We start from the raw sequence: 17,602 nt of genomic DNA on the forward strand, positions 1-17,602 counted from the left end.
CTCCTTACTGAAATGACAGTGTCCAACTATTGATTGTTCCGGTATCTTGGCGAGCGCTATCTACCGCTTTAAGCGTCCAGTTCCCTTTAGACTCAACACCAGAAAAGTCTAAAGAATAGCTGGTTTTGATGTCACTAGCAGAACCCCCACTATTTTCATGCAGTACTTTTTCACTATTGGTCGGTGAGATCAATGTCAGTTTAAGATCTCCGATATAACTGTGGGTAATGTCCACGGTGACCTCAACGCTTCCAGAATCACCAGAGCGTAAGACCTCTATTTGGCTGATTGCTCCGCTAGTATTGTTATCAGGGATCTCGACCGCGCTGTTGTTAGTGTAAGTGGATGGTGGTTGAGTGCCGCTCTCTGCACCATTATGAAAGGCGGTGAGCATCACACCAGAATACGCCGAGTAGCCCTTAACCAATACATGATATGTGCCTGCTGAGACGTCATTTATCGTGCAGCGTTCATTATTTCCAGATTCCCATGAACGACAATCATAACGACGATTCGTCGGCTCTTGCTCAAAACTTACATAAAGATCAGCATCACCACTACCGCCCACTAATGAGAAGCTAAGCTCGGTTGCATCAGCGGGTACATCAAATGTGAACAGACGACTTGATTGAGCACTACCTTGGAGCGGCCCTTTTGCAATACTATTAACTAATACCGTTTCTCCCTGCCCACCATCCGGACCATTACAACCTTGATCGAGATAGCGCTTTGCCGCATCAGCATCAACTAAGCCATAACCGGTTCTGTTATCTCTGCCAGCAACATCGATATCTTTTGCACTTGCGGTTAATGCTCGGCGAACTTGTGACGCGGTGCAATTTGGATGATAGCTCCACACTAGTCCTGCTACACCAGCAACATGTGGCGTGGCCATGGAAGTTCCATTGTAATACTCGTAGTCTTGCCCTTTTGATGTGGAAACGGTGACGATTTGGCCTTGTTGAGCGGCAAGCTCTAGCCCGAGTTCCCTATTGACCGTTACTGAAATCAAGCGATATTGGTCGTTGTCATCCAATACAAACGGGTTCTGCAAACCTGGTAATTCACTGTTGCTGTAGACAATAGCAGCCCTAGCACCTGCGTTATAACAGGCTTTGACAGCATTTATCTCAGGGCGAACGCCAGAGCGTTGATTCTCGATACGCTCAGTTAAACACACTTTGTCGGTAAGATCGCCACAGCGATAGTCGCCAGACGACACATCACATTGTGCTAACTCTCCGCTAAAGGATCCTGAGATCGGGTCCGATAAATAACGGCCAGAGGTTTTTGACTTGCGGTTGTGCGATACCACGCCACGCTTAAACTGACTGACGCCATTGAATACAATGTCACTCAACACCCCTTCTCCAACGGTTACCGTAGACAGTACTGCTACACCCGGAGCAGCGATCTCTACTTGGTCAGTAGCCTGAGAAAACGCTGCATGATCGTCGTTGTTATCAACAGCTGCCACAGACATTACCGCCTCGTATGACGCTGGATAGCTATGCGCGGTATTCCCATCGTTACCTGCAGCGGCGATGAGCAATACGCCTTGGTCGGACAATGACTGCAAAGCATTTTGCTCAGTGCGGCTGGCTTGGCTACCACCTAAACTCATGTTCACAACATCGGCACCATTCTCTGCACAGGTTTGTATTGCTTTCACCAAGCTTGACGAATAACCCCACCCCGACTCGTTGAAAACCTTAACAATATGTAGATTCACCTGCTGATTTGGCATGACTCCTTTCACACCTTCACCATTTGCAATGGCAGCAATGGTTCCCGCAACATGCGTACCATGAGCATTGTTATATCCCGGTTCACTCCAAGAACCCGTTCCACTGTCATTGGTACCACGAACGCGATTTCCACTCAGGTCGTTATGGCTAACGTCGTAGCCCGAATCAATAATGCAAACGGTTCGATTACCAGCATTACTATCACCCAGCAACTGCGCATTAACGGCGTTGTATCCCCACGGCGTTGTTTCGCTTAGTAGAAAACGGGGAGGGTCAACTTCCACATACTCTACTTGTTCATGACTTCTTAACTTTGAAAGCTCAGCATCGTTGACCTCTATGCTGTAAATCGGCTCAGCGCTGATCTTCTCCACCGCACGCGCTTGGGCAGCTTGGAGAACATTCTCTGGCAACTGATTCAAACTTGGCTCTGTACCGTCCGCAGAGAAGGCCTCTCTAGAAACCTCTTCTTTGAACTTAATAATGTACTTAGCTGGAAAATCATCCTCGTTGAATGGCGCTATCTGAGAAGCATTCGCTATAGAGGTACCAAGTAGAACCAAGGTTAGTGATGACAGGGTAAAAACCCCTTTTGTGTTGTGCATGTAATCTTTCCTTATCTAGCCATTTTAATTATTTTTATTCACGAACCATCACCTTGGTGACCATTTATGAACTATTTAGCTATAAGGCGTTGTCACTAACTTGCAAATAATAAGGTTTACTATTGATTGTTTTTTGCACTTCAAATCACTAAATAAACCCGAAGAGTGAACACTCAATAAGAGCATATACTCTAAAAATTAAATTGACAAATTTGAAATTTAAATCATTGAATTAAAGCTAATTTATTGTAATTTCCAAGATTAAAATTGAAGCGATAATTAAGAGTTAATAGTAAAAATCGAAAAAATTCTCTTAAATAACAAAGTGAAAGAATAACAATTAACTTATCTAAATTAAATTACGATTGGAATATGCACTCGTTATCTATCAAACTCACTAATAACATTTGAATTAATTAAATTTCACTACAGCTATTTAGGTGACAGATAAGTTTATTGCAAACCAATAAGAGGCTAATTATGACCAATACTTTTGTTTTGTTTGAGTGCACTGCTAAGCTGAAATAATCCTTTGTAACTTAACTCGACACGACGAGTGGCAACCTATCATTATCAATGAGATTAGGGAGGAGGAATTGCCAAGTATCATTCAGGAATGTAATAGAGAGCTCAAAAAGGTGTTGTTATTCTACCCTGAAGAGCAGAGATCAAGCGTCGATTGTATGCTGGCTCAGTTGATGTGCTGTGAAATATTTCTAATTCAGTACCCTATTCTTAATCACTTTCGAGGCAATAGTTCGCCTTGGTATCACGTCCAGAATATCCGCTATCAGCTGTTGTCACAGACAAATGAGAAAGAATTGAGTGGTTATGAGCTCGTCATTTTTCAAGGTTGGTCAATGGCGAAAATTGATGATGCTCGGATTTATGAAAAGCCAATACCAGAGCGAGTACGTCGCGCGTATCTAGACTATCAATTCTTCGTCGACAGCCTGGCTTCCGACTAGCCTAGAACTCGCTATTCATCTTTGTGAGACATGAAATCAACAAGGCTTCTTGCTCCGGCTCGATATGCCTCGTTAAATCTTTAACTAAATCTAAATGCAACTGGTTATGATGACGATGAATCTCTTGCCCTTGCTGTGTTAGCGCCACCACGATGGCACGACGATCATTAGGGTGTGGCAAGCGTTCCATCAGGTTGGCAGCAACAAGTTTATCTACTTGAACCGTTAATGTGCCCGTAGTAATGCCGAGCTTGTCGGCAAGCTCTTTCATTCTCATAGCACCATGAATACCGAGCACTTCAATGGTGTGGACTTGTGCAAGGGAATAGCCTGTCTCTTTGACCACTGACTGTTCCCATGAAGACATCTTGTCGTAAAACTCGGTAAGCAACTGATTTAACGATTCTAAGTTTCGCATTATGTTGAATGTACTTCTAAAGTGAGATGGTCAATCTTATCAAACTTGCTTAGCTTTTGCTTATACTCATCCAATGAAATACCCGCTTGGTCTATAAGCGTAATTGCCGCTGCATGATGATGTCCACTCACCTTCCAAATATGTAAATCCGTAACAAGGGCTACTGGCGCAAGCTCATCTTGGATTGCCTTTCGATATTTATCATCGATATTTTCATCAAGCAGAATCGGGCTTGTTTGCTTGAGTAAGTTCAATGTCCACTTACTGATCACTAATGCACCGACCATGCCCATCACCGCATCGAGCCAATTCCAACCATAGAACTTCCCTAGTACCAAGGCCACAATTGCCATCACGGAAGTCAGCGCATCTGCTAGCACGTGTAAGTAGGCTGCTCGCAAATTATGATCATGGTGATGTGTATGTCCATGATGGTGTGAGTGCTCGTGATGATGAGCATCATCATGGCCATGGTGGTGATGGTCACCTAGCAGCAGCATACTGATGACGTTCACTGCCAAGCCAATACAAGCGACGATAATCGCTTCATTAAACTGAATCGACTGCGGATTAAGCAAGCGATGGACCGACTCAACCAACATTAATAACGCAACAATCCCAAGTGCAATAGCACTGGTGTAGCCACCAAGCACACTGACCTTTCCCGTACCAAACGAAAACCTATCATTACTCTGATGTTTTTTCGCATATCGGTAGGCAAACAAGGTAATGCAGAACGCTGCTGCATGTGTGCCCATATGCCAACCGTCTGCCAAAAGCGCCATAGAGCCATAGACCGTGCCCGCGACAATTTCGACTACCATCGTGGTCAGCGTAAGAAGCAGCACGTAAAACGTACGCTTTTCACCTTGATGATTGTGGCTAGAAAAATGGTGATGATGAGTCAGTGTGTCATTAGCTATTTTCATTATATTGTTTGATTATCAAATTATTTGATTTAAATTTAGTTTGATCATCAAACAATGTCAATCTTCGATTGCAGCAATAACAGCTTCCTTGTTATCGTCAGGATTCAAATCGTGAGGATGCACGACATAGCGACATAATGATTCCAAAACAGATGCCTTGAGTGATCATGGCGGTCCCACCATAGCTAAAGAAAGGCAAGGGGCTACCCATCACCGGTAATATCCCGCTCACCATGCCCGTGTTAATAAAAGCATATAGAAAGAAGCTTAATGCCAACGAGCCTGTCACCAGGCGGCTATATGCATGGTGGCAATGACAGGAAAGCCAGAGCGTACGCAGCGTGATGAATAAATAGAGCGATAGCAGCAGTACACTACCAATGAACCCCCACTCTTCTGCGTAGGCGGAAAAGATGAAGTCGGTATGACTTTCAGGAATAAAACCCAGCGAGCTTTGCGTTGCATTGGTCCAACCCTTACCCGTGATACCACCTGAGCCAATCGCAATATGTGACTGAATAATCTGATACCCAGAGCCCAATGGATCACTTTCGGGGTTAAGAAACTGTAGGATGCGCTTCTTTTGATAGCTCTCGATAACAAACCACCAAAGTATGGGGATCATTGTCGCGACCAAACCAATAAAACCGCCGATGATCTTCCAGCTCATTCCCGCGAAATAGAGTACGAATAGCATGTAAATCACACCAAATATCGCCCCATCCAAGTCTGGCTGAACAAAGATAAGCCCTGCGGGGATGGCGGTCAGTATCATGGCATACACAATCTTCATCCCTGTTGGTCTCTCGCCATCTTGCTGGATAAACCATGCCACCATCATAGGAATGGCTAATTTCACCAGTTCAGAAGGTTGAAAACGGAACCCAGCAATGCTCAACCAACGTTGGGAACCGTTAGTACTATCACCGGCAAATACGACTGCTACCAGAAGTGTTACCGTCAAGAAATACAGATATGGTGAGAAACGGCGGTAATGTTTGGCAGGAATCGACGACATAATCGCAAGACAAGACAGTGAAATAACACATCGAATCAGGTGGTTGGTGATAACGGCTTCGTTATAGCCACTGGCGCTCCATATCGTTAAGGTACTGAGTAACATCAAAGACAGAATCGCTAACACAATAGACAGGTCTATTTGTGGAATAAGGTACTTTTTCAAAATATAGCTCGGTAAAGTGACGCACAATATCGCCACTTGGATTGATAAAATGGTGAAAGGAACAACGAAGAAACCGCTCTCAATTAGTGTTTTTTAGCGGTTTGCCTAAATCCGCGAATAGCTTTACGCAGTCGCCATGTCATAAAGGTAAAAATCGCCGCAAACAGCGTTACAAAGGGAGCAGCCATTAAGACCATAGTGGTCACTCTGCTAATGGGCTCAGGCAACGAAGGTAAGAGAAATCCTACACCCGCCAACAAGCCAATCCACAGCGTGGCACTAAGCCATGAGAAATAGTGAAAGCGAGGAGCATCATGAACACGAATCCCCATAACCATTGGGACTAAAGAACGCACACCCGGCACAAAGCGAGCACAGAACAAAGCGACAAGCCCATGGCGACAAAGTAAATTGTCCACCAAACGCATATTGCTCTCAGGAACTTTCGCTAACCAACCACGAACAATAGGAAGCTTGTTAAGCCACTTACCTTGTAGATAGGCGAGCCAACTACCACCAGCCGCAGCAACGATGAGTAGTGGAAACGCGATAAATGGACTGAGAACACCGACTGCCGACAACGTCCCAACTAAAACGACGACACTGTCGCAAGGTAAGGGGGCAGCTGGAAGAAAGCTACTTTCTAACCCGATAAAAAATGTCACCAACACATAAATTAAAATGGCGCTCTCTGGTGCAAGCAGCGCATTAAAGTCCTGATTCCAAATAGCAATCAAGACATCCTGAGTAGCTTCAAACATAACGACTCCAAAAACCAACAGTTAACTAAGGAAATAACAGCAGGAATGAGGCGTACTTAACGAGAATGGATAAACCGATATTGAAGGTTACTGTCCTGCCATCCGGCTAAGCGTCGACTGTCTGAAAACAAGTAACTTCGTGGCGTGTAACGGGCTCCCCAGCAAGTAGTTATCAGACATGCGAACGCGGCAACGACAAGCAGCCACGGCAGGACTTCTTTTGAGGCTGGCTGTGCTTTGGGAATAGGTATTCGAAACGTCGAGCTGCGCAGCAACTGGTTATCATTAGCAAGGTCAGGAGTACGATCAGGAGTGATGACCGTCGCTTGATATTGAGGCAAATCCACTTCCATAGCATTAACGATCCCGCCCAACAGCAGTATCGGTAACAAGGTCGCAATCAGTGGAAAAAGCTCAATGAGTCGCTTCAAAGAAAAAGCCCAGTAGTGGAATCTGCTTATATGTACTGCTATCCATGCTAAAAAGCAATCTTTGTTATCACTAGACGACAATACACCCAGTTAACTCTCTATTTTCGATAGCTTATTTTTCATCAGATCCAATTGCGTGAAATCTTCGTACCTGATATTTATCCACTCATTGAAATATGGCATTTCCTGCATATTGCTCTATAACTACGAGTAATGGTTTTGCACACACTCAATGGCTGGGCAGTCACACTGTCTCGACCTGGTTTCTAAGGAATCAATATGAAAAAAATCCCTCTTGCTATCATTACCTCACTCATTCTTTCAACCTCTGCTTTCGCTGCTCAAAGCACGATTAATCAAGAAGCTATGGAAACGACAACGGGTGGGTTTCAAGGACCGTCAGCAGAAGACTCTTTAAACACTGTTCAGGAAATCATGGATGCGGGCTGGTTAACCGACGGTAACAAGGTCACCATCGTGGGCTATTTGGTAAAATCAATGGGTCATGAAGTGTATATGTTTAAAGATGATACTGGTGAAATGCCGGTAGAAATCGACGCCGACCAATGGGCAGGACAAACCATCACGCCAAAAGACAAAGTAAAAATCTATGGCGAGATTGAAAAAGGTGACAGTGATGTTGCTGTAGAGGCGGAATCAATTCGAATTATCAAGTAGTCCGTCTAATACATGAATCTTTACGTACTCAGCGCCGATGTACATCGGCGCTATTTATTTTCCTTTTAAATAAAACACTTGCTCGACAGCGCACTCCTTATCATCTCCCCTTCTTATCTCAGTACATCTCTGTTCTAATCCACTTATCTCAACGATAAAAGAGAACCGAACCATGTTTGAATACAGTCAAAAACTCATTTCTGCACTCGATACACTTTTTAAAGCCAATCAATCTCAGATTACTCAATCTTCTCAGCTTTTCGCTGATGCTATTGTCGGCGATAACATGATTCACATCCTTGGCACCGGACATTCGCATATGGTGGGGTTGGAAGGCTTTATCCGAGCTGGAGGGCTTGGTAATGTGAATGCCATCTTAGATTCAACCGTACTGACTTCAGATGGTGCCTTGCGAGGTTCAAAGCTCGAAAAGCTAGAAGGTCTTGCGCAGATCTTATGGGAGGAGCAGAACATTTCGAGTGGTGACGTCATCATGGTGGTATCAAACTCGGGAAGAAATGCGCTACCGGTCGAATTTGCTCAGTTAGCTAAGCAAAAAGGTCACCCTGTGATCGCTATTACCTCCGTCACCCAATCGTCTCAATACCCGAGCCGCCATAGCTCTGGATTAAAGCTGATGGACATCGCTGATATCGTGTTAGATAACCAAGTTCCAAGTGGCGATGGTCTATGCGAAATCAACCAACGCGTTACTGGTGCCTTTTCAAGCATCTCCGGTATGGCGCTGGTCAATACTATTACCACCGAGGCGCAAAAGCTTGCACTCGAGAAGGGGGTAGAGCCGCTGATATTCTCAAGTCAGAATGTCGACGGATTTAACAATGATGATGTCTATGCGCACTTTAAAGGTCGCCTCAAGTCCATGTAATACGGCGTCACATAGTCTATTTTGTCGAGAAGAAACCAACTCACTAATACATTCAAGCCACTGATGAAAAACAATAAATTACAAGACTTGACGATATAGTTATGTAAAATGACCGCACCTATATAAAAAGTTAGCACCAAGACTAACTCGCCTTAGGTATATCAGAATAACAATATAAAAAGGTATCAGTATGAATCGAGTTATTCATGTGCCCGCTCACTTTTGTGAAGTCGGCAAGCATGAAGCTGTCGACTATAGTGACACGCCTGTTTGGACCAAAACGGGTTACTCTAAGTCTGTCATTGACAGCGTTCGCCTCACAGAAGATCTTCAAAAAGCCGTAGAAACTCTTAACCACGACGGCTATGAAGTGATTTCGATTACACCCATTACCAGTGGTGACTATGATTTTAAAGCGCTCCTGGAGCCGGGAGGACGTGGTGATAGCGGATATGGCGGCTACGGTTATGGCTATGGCTTTAGCTATACCCAAGGGCTTATCGTCACCGCCAAACGTATTTCAAGTAATCAAGCACCGACACCCAAACCATACTAGTCATCTCAACTAGGTGAAAGCAGCCTCTGTTTATCGTAGGCTGTTTTGCTCACTCGCCACCAAGCACGTCGCATTGAGAGTTTTCACTTCAACTCTGTACTAGCAAATACTCGCTCAGTGAGAAAGTAGATTTTTAAAGCACGCGAGTTATCAGATACTTAGCCTCGTATATTCCATGCTATGAGTAACACTTGGTGAAGAAAGCGCTTCTTATCTCAGTACTGCTGTTATTTGGCTGTGCTAACCACACGAATCCTCCTGGATCTTCCACATCATCGAACACCCAAAAGCAAGTCATCAATCAACTTTTAAACTACGTGGCAGGTCAAGCCAAAGAAAAGTGGGGAGAGGACGAGTTTGTTCAGGCAGGTAAGCATCGCTACGTGAAATACCTAGACGGCTACCGAACACGAGCGCATATCGATTTTGACCGCGGGAAAATTTACGTATCCACGCTGTCTCAAAGTCACTCAAAACAACATCTGCAAAAAGCCATTGTACAAACGCTACTGATGCCGGCCGACCCAGAACATGCTGAGCTGTTTTCCGACAAACAAGTAGTTCTAAAGGGAAAGCCTTTTCTACTTGGTCAAGTACTCGACCATGATGGTAAGCCGATTGAATGGCAGTGGCGAGCCAATCGTTACGCCAAACATTTGATCGCTACCCAACTGCGCACCAAGCCAATTAAAAATGGCAACGCTTACTATGTCGAGATCTCTATGACGGACGATCACTTGCAGCAGCGCGAGTATCAATACGCGGAGCTGATCCAAAGCGCGGCAAAACGTTATGGCTTATCTGAAGATCTCATTTACTCGATCATAAAAACCGAAAGCAGCTTTAACCCATACGCGGTGAGTCACGCAGGTGCTTACGGTCTTATGCAGGTTATTCCAAAAACCGCAGGAGCGGACGTGTTCAATTTGGTCAAAAACAAACCCGGCATACCTACCAAAGAGTACCTTTTTGATCCTGCTAATAATATTGATACGGGCGCTGCCTATTTTTACATCCTAAAGAATCGTTACTTACGCGATGTAAAGCACCCTACATCTCTCCATTTCAGCATGATTTCGGCCTATAACGGTGGAACTGGTGGGGTACTGGCGACATTTGATAAAGATAGGAAACGAGCGATGAACAAATTAAACCAGATGGAACCAAAGCAAGTTTATACCGCTCTCACCACACAACATCCGAAAGATGAAGCGCGGCGCTATTTGCAAAAAGTTTTGTATTTTCAGAAGGACTTTAATGAGAATGTGTTAACCAAATAACGCTCTTTCTTACAACATTACTTAGTCTGCTCAACAAACGATCATAAGATTAACAAACCTATATTATTCATACAGTTAAAAATGAAAAATTAAAGAAAAAGGACACTGATACTTACAATATTTGTGTCCGAATTTTCTAGCAGTCCACGACCAGACTGATATGATCATCGCAAACCAATGAACCTCCAATTTTCGACATCCTATTTGTTGGTTAATAAGGCCTATCAGACTCAGCATCTAATAGGCCTTTTAGTTTTTGAGAGCTAGAATCGTAAGGGTTAATGAGTCACCAAAAACGCCTGTTTTGCTAGCTCTCTAACGATAATCCGATTAACCGCCAATGAGTGCAGGAATACCTGGTAGTTGACCAACGACCGCCAGCGAACCTACACAAACTACAAATGCCAATCCCGGAATCAGATACTTATCTTTAGCGGATAGTTCTTTTGCTCTCTCTCTATCACCGATAAAGCCCATGTTATCTAGCAGCATGGTAGTGGCCCATCCAAATACAGGATTAACAAACGCACAAGAGAAAATACAGATGCCAGCACTGAGTGAATCTTTGTGCTTATGAATCATCTGCATCCCTGCTTCAAGCAAAGGTAGGAAAACACCAACAATCAAAGCAACACGAAGTACCGGTTCCCACATCGCCAGATCCATTGGATAACCTAATACAGACGCTAAGATACACAAGATGCCAGTTAACAGTGCCCCTCCTGGAATCGGGCGTTTGGCGATAGCAGCAGGTATCATGTAAGTTCCCCAAGATGAGGCAAGATTTCCTCCTCCTAACAATGCCCCCACTCCTTGACGAATTGACGCACCCATCATGGTATCGTCAACATTCATCAATACACCTTTGGCATCTTTTGGATAGTTCAGCTCTTGGAACACTCGGTGACCAAGATAATCTGGCGACCACATTGCCACTGCTAACAAAGCAAAAGGAGTCACAGCAATATAGTGCTCAAGTGTAGGCCAGCCTAGTTGCCATCCCGTATCTTCACCCCACCAGTAGAAAGGACTCAAGTGCGGCAAGCCAGGCTCTGTCGTAAACGCAAACTCTGCCCCCATAATGAATGCTACAATCCCTGCTAATGCCGAGCAGAGAGGAATCGCTAACCAACGTTTATTGACCTTGGCAAGGTAAGCGTAGACCAACACGGTAATCCCAATTACTGCAAAAGAGATATAGCCATGTCCACTACTCGCAGCCCAAGCCTCAGTTTTATTAATCTGACTAATTAAACCAACCGCACCTAAATAAATCAGCAACCCTCCCCGAACACCGACTCCGGTGAGCGCCATCAATTTCGACCCTCCTTTGGTAAAGGCGAGAATCAACCCGAATAGACACACCATAAGACCCAATGCCAACGGATGCCCACCAGCCGCTGCAATGAGGGGAATCAAAGGTATCATCGGTCCATGTGTACCAGCTAAGTTGGCATTGGGGTTCAGAATGGCCGAGAACAAAATAACAAACAACGCACCCGCAATGAGCAGTTCATAACGAACATTTTCCGCAACAAACTCAGGGGACAGCCCAAACTGAGCTGCAAATGCGGCAACCATTGCGGTCACCATGACCACTTTACCTATGGTTGCTGCAATAGCAGGTACCCAATCTTCTATCTCAACACTGTAATCACGAAAGGGTAAGTGGATCCCCCAACGACGAAAGCTCATGATTCTTAGATCGTGGTCTAAAAACTCTTCCCTGCTTTCAAACTCCTGCGCTTTTCGGCGCATGTCCCTATAAAACGTCTTACTACTTCCAGACATACATCTCTTTCCTTATTGAGCATGAGGTCGCCCACCTGAAAAAAGTACATTCAACTTACGCTTGGTATATCAACCTTCAATTGATACGAGACGACATCCCAGCCGCTACCTAGCTTCTTCTTTTTGCGCCAGAAGAGTGAATCTACTGTTTGGGTTCCTCATTGGTGATAGTTAAAAAGCTCATGCGTTTTAACTGAATCCCTGTAACAACAATGGACAAAATGTAAGCAAAATTTACGACCTGTTTTTTGATTTGAATTAGCGTGAAGCCACTCTTAAAGCGGTAAGGTAGTGTTTTTGCAGTAGTTGTGACGAAGTGCACAATGAAATACTTTGTGTATCTTGTTGAAATGAAACAGATTTAATAGGGAGTCTATGAAGATATCGGAGCATGCTAATCGAACCGAAAAGCTGTATGGAATAAGAGCAGAAGATATTCATAAATGGATTGATGGCTTTTTTGACCACGACCGATTTGAGCATGCATTAAGCAAGGGCCGCGTCGCTAATAATGACCCCTACGATCACCGACAGTTTCGTCACTGCAAGGAAGCCTTAGCAGAGGCATATTCAGAGTTTGAAGGGAAATACAGCAGGCAAACTATCCGAGACGTATTCGAGGCTCATATCCGTGACGATTATGACGGATACCTCCCTTCGAGAGCCGACTTCAAAAACGACACATTTAAAGCCAAATACCACGAAGCACGTGAATCAGAAGAGTTACGCGCTGTGCTTAGCGCCAATGAACTCGCTGAGTACTTTGATGGTTTACACGCAAGTAGGCAAGAGAGTAATCGACTCTTTTCACGCTTTAGCTTGCGGATTGTTGCCCCATCTATAGTGGCACTAGTTCTGTTTGTATGCGCTACTTTTTTCATGGTTTTGCCATTTGTCGAAGAGTCGATGATGAATCAAAAACGGCAAATGTTAGAAGAGTTGACATCGTCAGCCGTTAGCATTGTTGATAGCTATATTGACCTCGAAAAGCGTGATGTCTTAACTTTGGAAGAGGCTCAATCTCGAGCAGCTACAGAAATTGCAGCCATGCGATATGGTACTGATAATAAAGATTATTTTTTTATTATAGACTTCCATCCTAACATGATTATGCACCCGTATCGACGAGATTTAACGGGTCAAGACCTCACTGATTATCAAGACAAAGATGGTGTCGCGATTTTTGTCGAATTTACTAAGTTGGTCGCCGCTAAACAGCATGGTTTTCTCGAATATCTCTGGCAATGGAACGACCGCACTAATACCACAGCGCCTAAGCTGACCTACGTGCAAGGGGTCGACGACTGGCAATGGATTATCGGAACAGGAGTCTATTTTGACGATGTTCAACAAGGGATTGATGATCTAAAGCACACATTAATGAAGATTTTTTCGGTCATTTTCTTCGGGCTTTTGGTTTGCCTCGGATTTATCTTATCGCAGAGCAAAGCGATAGAAAATCGCAAAAAAAGAGCTGAGTTAGCACTACATGAGGCGAAAGACCGCTATAGAGCATTGGTTGAGTCATCAAACGAGGGTTATATCTTGGAAACTGAAGGCAAGATAGTCTATTCCAATGATTGCCTGCAAAGAATAACAGGATACAGCGAAACGGAATTACAAGATCACTCTATTTGGAGCCAGCTCTTTCCTGAAAGTCCGCAAAATGTGCACGTACTCCAACACTTACTAGCACTGTTTAACAACGCCGTAGAACCTAATGAGTTCGAAGCACAGCTCCTCACTAAGAGTGGTAACATCGTCGACATTATCTTCAGCTCATCAAGAATTTTTCTATCTGAAAAGCAAGGTCATGTTCTGTCGTTCCGTCCAATCACACGTAAAATCTATAGTGGAAGCTTTGGACTTATTGAACAGGTTAGTCACTATCAAGAGCTAAGCAGTCAAATCGTCAGAGACATCGAGCAAAGTCAATCTCAAGGCCAAACGGTTGAAGCACTCAATCAACTGGCTGAGCTGATTCGAGAGATGATTCAAACGGGTTCTCGTCCCGAAATTTTGCGTCGCACTATTGGCACTGCTTACGACGCCGCTATCCGTCGATTTATCGAGTTAACCATTGATGAGCTCGGCGAACCACCTGTGCCGTTTTCTTTTATTTCTTTCGGCAGTAATGCACGCCATGATATGACGCTTTTTTCTGACCAAGACAATGCAATCGTCTTTGAAACGCCAGATACCGCTGACCTAAAAAGCGTGAGACGTTACTTTTTGCATTTGGCGGAAAGTGTCTGTGCCAAGCTAGATCAAGCTGGATATCGCTATTGTGAAGGGCTCATCATGGCCTCAAATCATCAGTGGTGCCTTAGCCAAAAAGAATGGAATGACAATTTCAGCCAGTGGATTCAATATGCCACCCCTAAGTCGATACTGGAGCTGAACGTCTTTTTTGATATTCGCTCCACCTATGGTGACGAACGTTTGGTCAATGCTATCCAAGATCATATTCAGGTCTTGCTCAAACAATATCCTGGATTTATGTCGGTTTATGCCAAAAACTGTTTAGCACACAAAGTACCTGTTACCCTAACCAAGCAGATAAAGACTGAAAGACAGCAAGGACAACTGACACTTAATCTAAAAGAGTGCTTACGACCTATGGAAATTTTCTGTCGGCTATATGCCCTAAAACATGATATTCGTGAGAGCAATACTGTCTATCGACTAAAGCAATTGGCGACAAAGCATGAAATTGATGCCCTCGCTCTTCGAGAAATGCTCTATGTTTTCGACCATATCTGGCAATTGCGCTTCATGAATCAGATTATTGAATATTCAGATCTGCGTAAGATCAACGACCAGATAGTATTACAAGACCTCACACCTATAGAACAACAGCACTTACAAAGCGTTCTTAACCGCATCGCTATCTTCCATCAAAAAGTACAACAAGATTTCCTATAACTCCCCTTGGTTAGTCTAGTTTTTTCGCTTCATCTGAATAACCTACTAGACTAACCCCTATGAATAGAAATCAGCTTATTATTCCTATACTACTTACGCTGAGTGTCATCTCCGCTGGGAGCTACTGGGTTTATACGTTTGTAAATCATGCTCAGCAAGAGAAGATGGTTCATGCTCAAGAAATCGCCTTTGATAAAGCTCGAGCTATAGAGCTTGAGTTAGCGCAAGCTTTATCTGTAACTAGGGTGCTTGCCTTATTGATATCTCAAGACCAAGGTAACGTCGAGGATTTCGAGTTCTACGCCCAAGGGTTGATAGCTCAACATCCACTCGTTGATAATATTCAGCTTGCCCCGGACGGCATTGTCCAACATATCTACCCGCTTAAGGGGCATGAAGCCGCCATTGGTCATAACTTACTACGGGATCCTGCAAGAAAAGTGGACGCACTACGTGCAATCTCAACCCGAAAATTAACCTTATCTGGTCCATTTCAACTCAAACAAGGTGGGGTAGCCGTAATTGGCAGGTTACCTATCTTTTCACCCCAACAAAAAGCATTCTGGGGCTTTGCATCAGCCTTAATCTACTTTGATACTATTTTGCTCAATGCGGGCCTGCCTTCAGCTGCTGATTCATACTATTCGTTCGATTTGTCCGCTATTGATACCACAACAAGTCAAGTGAAAAGTATTGCAGGGATTAAACTCCCATCTTCTGACCCACAAGATGTGACAACAACCTCCACCATTACCCTGCCAAACCAACAATGGCAATTAGCCATTACATTACCAACATCAAGATGGGAAAAGTTTTTCCCGATGGTGAGCTATCTTGTGATTATTTCTATCGGGATATGCTCCGGGTGGATAACCTGGAAATATTTACAACTTCCAGTTCAATTACAACAAGCGGTAAAGAAAAAAACCAAACAGTTGGAAAATCTGTCATTTACCGACAGCGTGACTGGCATTGGCAATCGTCGCTTCTTTATGAAGAAGTTAGTCGCGGCACAAGCTCACACGCAATCGACCTTAACTAAAGCGGTACTATTTATCGATCTCAATGACTTTAAGATCGTTAACGACAGATACGGACATCTATTTGGCGACAAGGTCCTTAAGCTTGTTTCTCAAAGACTCAAAGCCAATACCGCCCACTCTGATATTACCGCCCGAGTGGGTGGAGACGAATTTGGTCAGCTACTGTTTGATATAAAAAGTCGTCAACACCTACAAGACTATATTGAAGGTGTCATTACCTCGCTGAAAGAGCCTATGAACATCTCTGGTATCCAAGTGACTATCTCAGCATCGGTTGGCGTCGCGCTTACCCCTGAACATGGTCGTCGCGCTACTGAGTTACTTAAGGCTGCGGATATCGCTATGTACCATGCCAAACAGGAAAAATCTGGGTATCAGTGCTGCTTTTATGACTCCAACATGGCGCTAAAATTTCGCCAAATCCCCGACTTCAAGCGCGATTTTACTGAGGCACTTTTACACGAACAATTACGCCTCTATTACCAACCCATATACTGCTTACGCAGCCAACATATTGTGCACTACGAAGCTCTAGTTCGATGGCAGCACCCACAAAAAGGCTTGCTTCCACCCAGTGAATTTTTAGAACTCGCTGAACAGGTTAATTTGCTTGTTCAGCTCGAACAATGGGTGCTAAACAAAGCATGCGCTGATATTGCAGAACACCGTGATCTGCATGCTCAGGAAGTGTGTGTCGCTATCAACATGAGCCCTGGTTTTGTGACAGACTCTGATTTATTACAGCAAATTGATGATTTACTAGCGCTCTATGAACTTCCGACAAAAGCGATCAAACTAGAACTCACTGAGACCAGCGTACTGACAAATCATGACATAGCAATGAAGACCCTCTCTGCATTAGGAGCAAAAGGTATTGAAGTGGCTTTGGATGATTTTGGAACCGGCTATAGCTCATTTTCATTGCTACATGAACTTCCTATTCATACTTTAAAGCTCGATAAGAGCTTTATCGACAAACTACTCATCGATAGTAAAGATTACTGCGTGGTTGCCAGTATTATCGAACTCGCACATAAGCTAAACCTTAACGTCATCGCCGAGGGTATTGAGACAAAAGAACAACAAGACAAGCTAAATTCGTTAGGGTGCGATTACGGACAAGGGTATTATTTTTCTCTTCCTTTTCCTGCATTTAATACTGAATTACACCCTTCAAACTGCGAGCAACATGATTTGTGCGACAAACCTTGCATTCCGTCCCCTTCTCCTAAACAGCTAACCACGCCCATTCCTATATACACTGCCTTCAACAAAGCACAACGTAAGTAAACACTAGACGATAGGAAGACCTGTTAACGGGTTACCGCGAGCCCTTATAATGAAAAAACTTCTGAACTCCGCTGATCAATATGCTAGGATGGCCGACTTTTTATGAC

14 protein-coding genes are annotated in these 17,602 nt (G+C 44.0%); 7 read left to right on the forward strand and 7 right to left on the reverse strand.

The genetic code is table 11. The features are described from left to right. Positions 1-4: 4 nt before the first annotated feature. Positions 5-2,353, reverse strand: coding sequence for a S8 family serine peptidase (locus VME0621_RS09005; RefSeq protein WP_062458011.1), 2,349 nt, complete (start codon positions 2,351-2,353; stop codon positions 5-7). A gap of 596 nt (positions 2,354-2,949) precedes the next feature. Between VME0621_RS09005 and VME0621_RS09010 the strand changes: the two genes are divergently transcribed. After that, positions 2,950-3,321, forward strand: coding sequence for a hypothetical protein (locus VME0621_RS09010; RefSeq protein ID WP_062458014.1), 372 nt, complete (start codon positions 2,950-2,952; stop codon positions 3,319-3,321). A gap of 1 nt (position 3,322) precedes the next feature. On the opposite strand, the gene VME0621_RS09015 is transcribed toward VME0621_RS09010, so the two are convergent. The 5 genes from VME0621_RS09015 to VME0621_RS09035 form a co-directional block, all read right to left on the reverse strand. Next, positions 3,323-3,739: a MarR family winged helix-turn-helix transcriptional regulator gene (locus tag VME0621_RS09015; protein WP_006069917.1), complete on the reverse strand. Its 417-nt coding sequence runs from the start codon at positions 3,737-3,739 to the stop codon at positions 3,323-3,325. Next, positions 3,739-4,668 carry a CDF family Co(II)/Ni(II) efflux transporter DmeF gene (gene dmeF / locus VME0621_RS09020; RefSeq protein ID WP_062458017.1) on the reverse strand — a complete coding sequence of 310 codons (930 nt, stop codon included), beginning with the start codon at positions 4,666-4,668 and terminating at the stop codon, positions 3,739-3,741. The genes VME0621_RS09015 and dmeF overlap by 1 nt, the downstream gene beginning before the upstream one ends. 97 nt (positions 4,669-4,765) lie before the next feature. Then, positions 4,766-5,851 carry a rod shape-determining protein RodA gene (gene rodA / locus VME0621_RS09025; protein WP_082795493.1) on the reverse strand — a complete coding sequence of 362 codons (1,086 nt, stop codon included), beginning with the start codon at positions 5,849-5,851 and terminating at the stop codon, positions 4,766-4,768. An 83-nt stretch (positions 5,852-5,934) separates the two neighbouring features. Next, entirely contained in the window at positions 5,935-6,612 is a 678-nt protein-coding gene (locus tag VME0621_RS09030; RefSeq protein WP_006069914.1) for a DedA family protein, read from the reverse strand. 56 nt (positions 6,613-6,668) lie between these two features. Further along, a complete protein-coding gene (locus tag VME0621_RS09035) occupies positions 6,669-7,043 on the reverse strand; it encodes a hypothetical protein (protein ID WP_062458020.1) in 375 nt (124 codons plus the stop codon). A 279-nt stretch (positions 7,044-7,322) separates the two neighbouring features. Between VME0621_RS09035 and VME0621_RS09040 the strand changes: the two genes are divergently transcribed. The 4 genes from VME0621_RS09040 to mltC all read left to right on the forward strand — a co-directional run bounded on the left by VME0621_RS09040 (position 7,323) and on the right by mltC (position 10,446). Beyond that, complete coding sequence (locus VME0621_RS09040; protein WP_006069912.1) at positions 7,323-7,721, forward strand: YgiW/YdeI family stress tolerance OB fold protein; 399 nt, start codon at positions 7,323-7,325, stop codon at positions 7,719-7,721. Positions 7,722-7,893: 172 nt separating this feature from the next. After that, complete coding sequence (locus VME0621_RS09045; protein ID WP_038229314.1) at positions 7,894-8,610, forward strand: sugar isomerase domain-containing protein; 717 nt, start codon at positions 7,894-7,896, stop codon at positions 8,608-8,610. 190 nt (positions 8,611-8,800) lie between these two features. Further along, positions 8,801-9,166, forward strand: coding sequence for a hypothetical protein (locus tag VME0621_RS09050; RefSeq protein ID WP_051868255.1), 366 nt, complete (start codon positions 8,801-8,803; stop codon positions 9,164-9,166). Positions 9,167-9,360: 194 nt separating this feature from the next. Further along, positions 9,361-10,446 carry a membrane-bound lytic murein transglycosylase MltC gene (gene mltC, locus VME0621_RS09055; RefSeq protein WP_082795494.1) on the forward strand — a complete coding sequence of 362 codons (1,086 nt, stop codon included), beginning with the start codon at positions 9,361-9,363 and terminating at the stop codon, positions 10,444-10,446. A gap of 330 nt (positions 10,447-10,776) precedes the next feature. On the opposite strand, the gene VME0621_RS09060 is transcribed toward mltC, so the two are convergent. Next, positions 10,777-12,237, reverse strand: a complete 1,461-nt coding sequence (locus VME0621_RS09060) for a DUF3360 family protein (protein ID WP_062458027.1) — start codon at positions 12,235-12,237, stop codon at positions 10,777-10,779. A gap of 375 nt (positions 12,238-12,612) precedes the next feature. Here VME0621_RS09060 and VME0621_RS09065 point away from each other — a divergent pair, with 375 nt between their 5' ends. Both VME0621_RS09065 and VME0621_RS09070 read left to right on the forward strand, forming a co-directional pair. Beyond that, positions 12,613-15,162, forward strand: a complete 2,550-nt coding sequence (locus VME0621_RS09065; RefSeq protein WP_062458030.1) for a DUF294 nucleotidyltransferase-like domain-containing protein — start codon at positions 12,613-12,615, stop codon at positions 15,160-15,162. A gap of 59 nt (positions 15,163-15,221) precedes the next feature. Next, positions 15,222-17,495, forward strand: a complete 2,274-nt coding sequence (locus tag VME0621_RS09070; RefSeq protein ID WP_062458033.1) for a putative bifunctional diguanylate cyclase/phosphodiesterase — start codon at positions 15,222-15,224, stop codon at positions 17,493-17,495. The last annotated feature ends 107 nt before the right edge of the window (positions 17,496-17,602 follow it).

This window comes from Vibrio mediterranei, assembly GCF_900088415.1.
Classification (GTDB): Bacteria; Pseudomonadota; Gammaproteobacteria; order Enterobacterales; family Vibrionaceae; genus Vibrio; species Vibrio mediterranei.

What these genes read in the sequence shown, in the direction of transcription:
- VME0621_RS09065 (WP_062458030.1), top strand. Translation starts at nt 12,613, where the DNA reads ATGAAGATATCGGAGCATGCTAATCGAACCGAAAAGCTGTATGGAATA.
- VME0621_RS09045 (WP_038229314.1), top strand. Translation starts at nt 7,894, where the DNA reads ATGTTTGAATACAGTCAAAAACTCATTTCTGCACTCGATACACTTTTT.
- VME0621_RS09030 (WP_006069914.1), bottom strand. Translation starts at nt 6,612, where the DNA reads ATGTTTGAAGCTACTCAGGATGTCTTGATTGCTATTTGGAATCAGGAC.
- VME0621_RS09050 (WP_051868255.1), top strand. Translation starts at nt 8,801, where the DNA reads ATGAATCGAGTTATTCATGTGCCCGCTCACTTTTGTGAAGTCGGCAAG.
- dmeF (WP_062458017.1), bottom strand. Translation starts at nt 4,668, where the DNA reads ATGAAAATAGCTAATGACACACTGACTCATCATCACCATTTTTCTAGC.
- VME0621_RS09070 (WP_062458033.1), top strand. Translation starts at nt 15,222, where the DNA reads ATGAATAGAAATCAGCTTATTATTCCTATACTACTTACGCTGAGTGTC.
- VME0621_RS09040 (WP_006069912.1), top strand. Translation starts at nt 7,323, where the DNA reads ATGAAAAAAATCCCTCTTGCTATCATTACCTCACTCATTCTTTCAACC.
- VME0621_RS09005 (WP_062458011.1), bottom strand. Translation starts at nt 2,353, where the DNA reads ATGCACAACACAAAAGGGGTTTTTACCCTGTCATCACTAACCTTGGTT.
- VME0621_RS09060 (WP_062458027.1), bottom strand. Translation starts at nt 12,237, where the DNA reads ATGTCTGGAAGTAGTAAGACGTTTTATAGGGACATGCGCCGAAAAGCG.
- VME0621_RS09015 (WP_006069917.1), bottom strand. Translation starts at nt 3,739, where the DNA reads ATGCGAAACTTAGAATCGTTAAATCAGTTGCTTACCGAGTTTTACGAC.